This window comes from Thalassolituus sp. UBA2590, assembly GCF_002339775.1.
Classification (GTDB): domain Bacteria; phylum Pseudomonadota; class Gammaproteobacteria; order Pseudomonadales; family Oceanobacteraceae; genus Thalassolituus.
On the sequence record NZ_DDKU01000183.1, the window covers coordinates 1 to 4,202 of the forward strand.

General features: G+C 50.9%; 3 protein-coding genes and 1 pseudogene. 2 read left to right on the plus strand and 2 right to left on the minus strand.

Annotated features, from left to right (window positions below; translation table 11 throughout):
* Together B2067_RS15700 and B2067_RS15705 are read left to right on the plus strand one after the other, a co-directional pair.
* A pseudogene (locus tag B2067_RS15700) lies at positions 1 to 719 on the plus strand (hypothetical protein); the annotation flags it as partial.
* Between the two features lie 138 nt (positions 720 to 857).
* Complete coding sequence (locus B2067_RS15705; protein WP_301389067.1) at positions 858 to 1,685, plus strand: mechanosensitive ion channel family protein; 828 nt, start codon at positions 858 to 860, stop codon at positions 1,683 to 1,685.
* 55 nt (positions 1,686 to 1,740) lie between these two features.
* On the opposite strand, the gene B2067_RS15710 is transcribed toward B2067_RS15705, so the two are convergent.
* Together B2067_RS15710 and B2067_RS15715 are read right to left on the minus strand one after the other, a co-directional pair.
* Entirely contained in the window at positions 1,741 to 3,651 is a 1,911-nt protein-coding gene (locus B2067_RS15710; RefSeq protein ID WP_301389064.1) for a putative bifunctional diguanylate cyclase/phosphodiesterase, read from the minus strand.
* A partial coding sequence (locus tag B2067_RS15715; RefSeq protein ID WP_301389066.1) for a heme NO-binding domain-containing protein occupies positions 3,648 to 4,202 on the minus strand: 555 nt, incomplete at its 5' end. The genes B2067_RS15710 and B2067_RS15715, both read right to left, overlap by 4 nt.

The following is a 4,202-nucleotide window of genomic DNA, read 5'->3' on the forward strand; positions in this document are numbered from 1 at the left end:
ATGACGTTTACCGGGTAATCCTTCTCGCACCTGCCGGCAAGGCTCCGGACTTCTGGGCCGGGCAGTATCTGATGCTGCACATCGGAAACGACGCAAACGAGGAACAGCTACCGTACTCCATCGCTTCTGCTCCCGGCGCCCTCACAGGCAAAGAGTCGCGGGAAATTGAGCTCCATATTGCCGCCAACAGCGACAAGGCAAATGAGGTAGTGAACTTCCTGCAGCAAGCCGTCATCGCACGTGTCACCGTTCCTGCCGGCGACTGCTACATAAACCGGCATTTTCTTGATCAACGCAAAGGGCAACCGTTACTTATGGTGGCTGCTGGTTCCGGGTTCTCACAAATCAAAGCTTTGATAGAAGCGACCCTCGCGCTCGACCCTGAGCGCGAGATTCACCTTTATTGGTCGAACCGTGCAGCAGTCGGCTTCTACCTGCCAGAGTTGCCACAAAGCTGGCAGAACGATTTTTCCAATTTTCATTACCATCCTATTATTCAGCAGCACGCCGATGACTGGAACGGCCGCGCCGGCTGGATTTACGAAGTTATCCACGAAGATTTTGACAACCTGACAAACGTTGATATGTTCGCCTGCGGCTCACCTAACATGGTGTTCGGTACCCTCGACCAATTGGAACCTTTAGGCCTGAAAGAGTCCAATATGCATTCCGACGTGTTTGCCTACGCCAACCGGGCGGATTTTTCAGCGAACAGCTAAGCCGCAATAAATCTGTCTGATTTGAGCCCCAAAATGTCAGGGTTCGCTTGCACCAGAATGATTTTGGCGCAATGATCTGGCGAACAAAAAGACTTTCATACTCAATACCTCCTCCGGAGTAAGGATTTATTTGTGAATATCAATTGGGAACAACTGAACCTTGATCCACAGCTACTGTGGGCTGATTACATCCTTCCTTGGGGCACCCAGATCGTACTGGCTATTCTGGTGTTCTTTATCGGCCGCATCATCGCCCGTACCGTAACTAACGGAACGCGTAAGGTTATGGAGAAAGCCAGCCTTGAGCCTATGCTGGTGAACTTCCTGGCCAATATTATTGGTAGCGTCCTGCTCCTGCTTGTTATTGTCTTCTCGCTATCGCAGTTAGGCGTTGATACCACCTCTCTGGTCGCTCTGCTTGGTGCCGCCGGTCTGGCTGTTGGTCTGGCCTTGAAAGACTCGCTGTCCCACTTCGCTGCGGGTGTTATGTTGATCCTGTTCCGTCCATTCAAAGTGGGTGACTTCTGTGAGCTCGACGGCGAGATGGGCACAGTTGAGCAGATCACCATCCTGCATACCCGCCTGAAGACACCTGATAACAAGGTCATCACAATTCCGAATGGCAACGTGTTCTCTGGCACCATGACCAACTTCTCAGAGCAGCCGACCCGCCGCGTCGACATGGTGTTTGGTATTGGCTACGGTTCGGACCTTCTTAAAGCGAAGAAAATCCTGGAAGAAATGGTGAAGGCGGACGAACGGGTTCTGAAAGATCCTGCGCCCGTCGTCAAAGTACACGAACTGGCAGATTCATCAGTTAACCTGATCTGCCGTCCTTGGGTAAACTCAGCGGATTACTGGGGCCTGTACTGGGACATGATGGAAAAAGTGAAACTGCGCTTCGACGAAGAAGGCATTGAAATTCCATTCCCACAGGTATCTGTGCATATGGAAAAAGACGACTGATTTATTGTCAGACTAAAGAAGACCGGCGAATGCGCCGGTTTTTTTATGGCCGCACCTAAACGCGGGCAGGAAGGTTCACAACTCTGCGGCTGTTCAGGTTGTGTTCGATCAATGGTCCCAGCTCGTACTCAGGCAGCGCCCGGCTGAAATAGAATCCTTGAATTGACATCGCACTGATGGCGTTGAGGGCCGTTAGCTCAGCTTCGGTTTCAACCCCCTCTGCCACCACATCCAGCTCCAGCAATTTTGCCAGGCTGACAATGGTTTCAACAATTGCAGCTTTGCTATCCTGCTGCTCAAGGTCTGTAATAAAACTGCGGTCAATTTTTAACACATCAATCGGTAAATGGCGCAGATAGCTTAGCGATGAGTATCCGGTTCCAAAATCATCTAATGCGATCTTGATACCGGCGTTACGTAATTTACTTAGCTCAGTTTTGGCGATATCTATGTTGCCAACAAATACCGACTCGGTGACTTCAAGACGCAGGAACTCGGGGCTGAGCTGATGCTCGTTAAGAAGTCTGAAGACCGTCGATGCAAAACCTTCCGACAGTAACTGCATCGCTGACACGTTCACGCCGATATAAAAGGGCTCGCCGCGCAGCACACCGGCGGTCAGTGACTTCGCCATAGCAATACTCTGCGACAGAATGCATTCACCCAACTCTCCCATCAGACCACTCTGCTCTGCTGCGGGAATGAACTCGGCTGGGGATACAGTCCCAACACCGGGACAATCCATACGTGCCAGAGCTTCAAAGCCCACCAGTGCTTTAGTGCGCCCTGCAAATATTGGTTGAAACCAGGGCGCAATGCCTCCGTCGCGAATACCGCTGCGAATTTTCTGCTCAATCAACACACGACGAGCACTGACATCCCGGTGCTGCTGATCATAAAAGCAGATTTCGCCTCGCTTCTTGGCGTAGCGCAATGCTGACCAGGCTGCATTGATCATTTCTTCAGCACTGGTGTTGGCCAACTCAGTGCTTTCCAACGCGCCAATCGCAGTGTTCATCACGTGATCGCCATATGACTGGATTCGGAAAGGCTCAGAAAAACTCGTTGCTATGGCATCGCACTCGGCTTCCATTAGCTGGGTAGGGTCGTCATTGCCACGTACCTGGCCAAAAACAGCGAACGTATTACCGGAAATCTTAGCCACCACAGAACGGACATCGACCGTACCTATGAGCCGACGGGACACGTCGTCCTGCAATGTACTCAAGCCAGAATGATCCAGCGACTCGCTGAGTGAATCTAACTGGTGAAAAGCAATCAGAATCAGATAAAAACTGGCGCCTTTATCCATCACATCTTCCATACGCTCACGCAGGAAATGCTCATTAGGAAGCCCCGTGCGCTGGTCTACAAGACGCATACTGGTAATGTCTGTCTGGGTGCCTGCCAACAGGGTAGGCTCTCCATTTTCATCGCGCTGACAGGCTCCGCGACACAGCATCCAGCGGTAGCCGCCCGAAGCATGGCGTATACGATACTCTGCGGTAAGATTATTCTCCCGACCTTCAAGCAAGGCCTTAATCGCCCCCTGAAGGTCAGCACGATCACGAGGATGAACCCGTTGCAGCCAGTGATTCAGATCCTGAGATTCATCGGTCACTGGCTCGCCAACCATTGCATGCCACTTGGGCGAAAACTCAACACGATCCTGATTAAAAAACCAGATCCAGACACCGTCGTCTGAACCAGAAATCACCAGATCGAGCAATTCCGTTCGTTCTTTTACTTTGTGCTCGAGACGATTATTTAATTGCTCAAGCTGGCTCATGTTTCTGCGTACATTTTCCAGCAGAAAATTCACCAGTAGCGATAACTTCTGCCCTTGCACATCGTCGCTGTCGATCGATACGTGCATGTCGAACTTATTATCAACTGTGTCGCAAAGTTGATCCGCAATACTGGCTATTAACGACTGTAATTCGCTGTCACTCCCGGAATAACTCATACCGGAGCTACCGCCATACCTGAAGAGTGTACAGACCTGGGCGTTTGCCAGTTAATCGCGAAACGGCACTCTGCATCACCGCGCTTCATGCAATGCTCACAACTGATCTGTAGTTTTTCTCCATATAAAGATGCCACTTCGTGTGCCAACGCTTTATACAGCTCGCATAGTTTATTCGCCGAACGATAGCTGACCCGAACAAACCCCGATCGGACCTGTTCGGCAGAGAATTTATCCGTCACGGCTTTTCTGTCTTCACTGGTCTTGAGACCTGAGGCCATCACCGCGTGGATGGTTGCCTGGCGAAGTAAAAATTCTTCTGACGATGACGACATCTCAAAGAAACGTGGGAATAACTCACGGGCACGGGTAAGAAATGCTTTGGCATAAAGAACACACAATTCACTTTCGGACAGCCCTGTCGCCTCACCACTCGCCTGCAGCAAGCGATGAAATTCGTCATCTGAATAATTCTGATCTATCCGGAAGGTAACATTCTCAGGGACTTCAGCTCGTTTCAGGACTGCGCCCAGTAATGGCTTTCCGCCGGT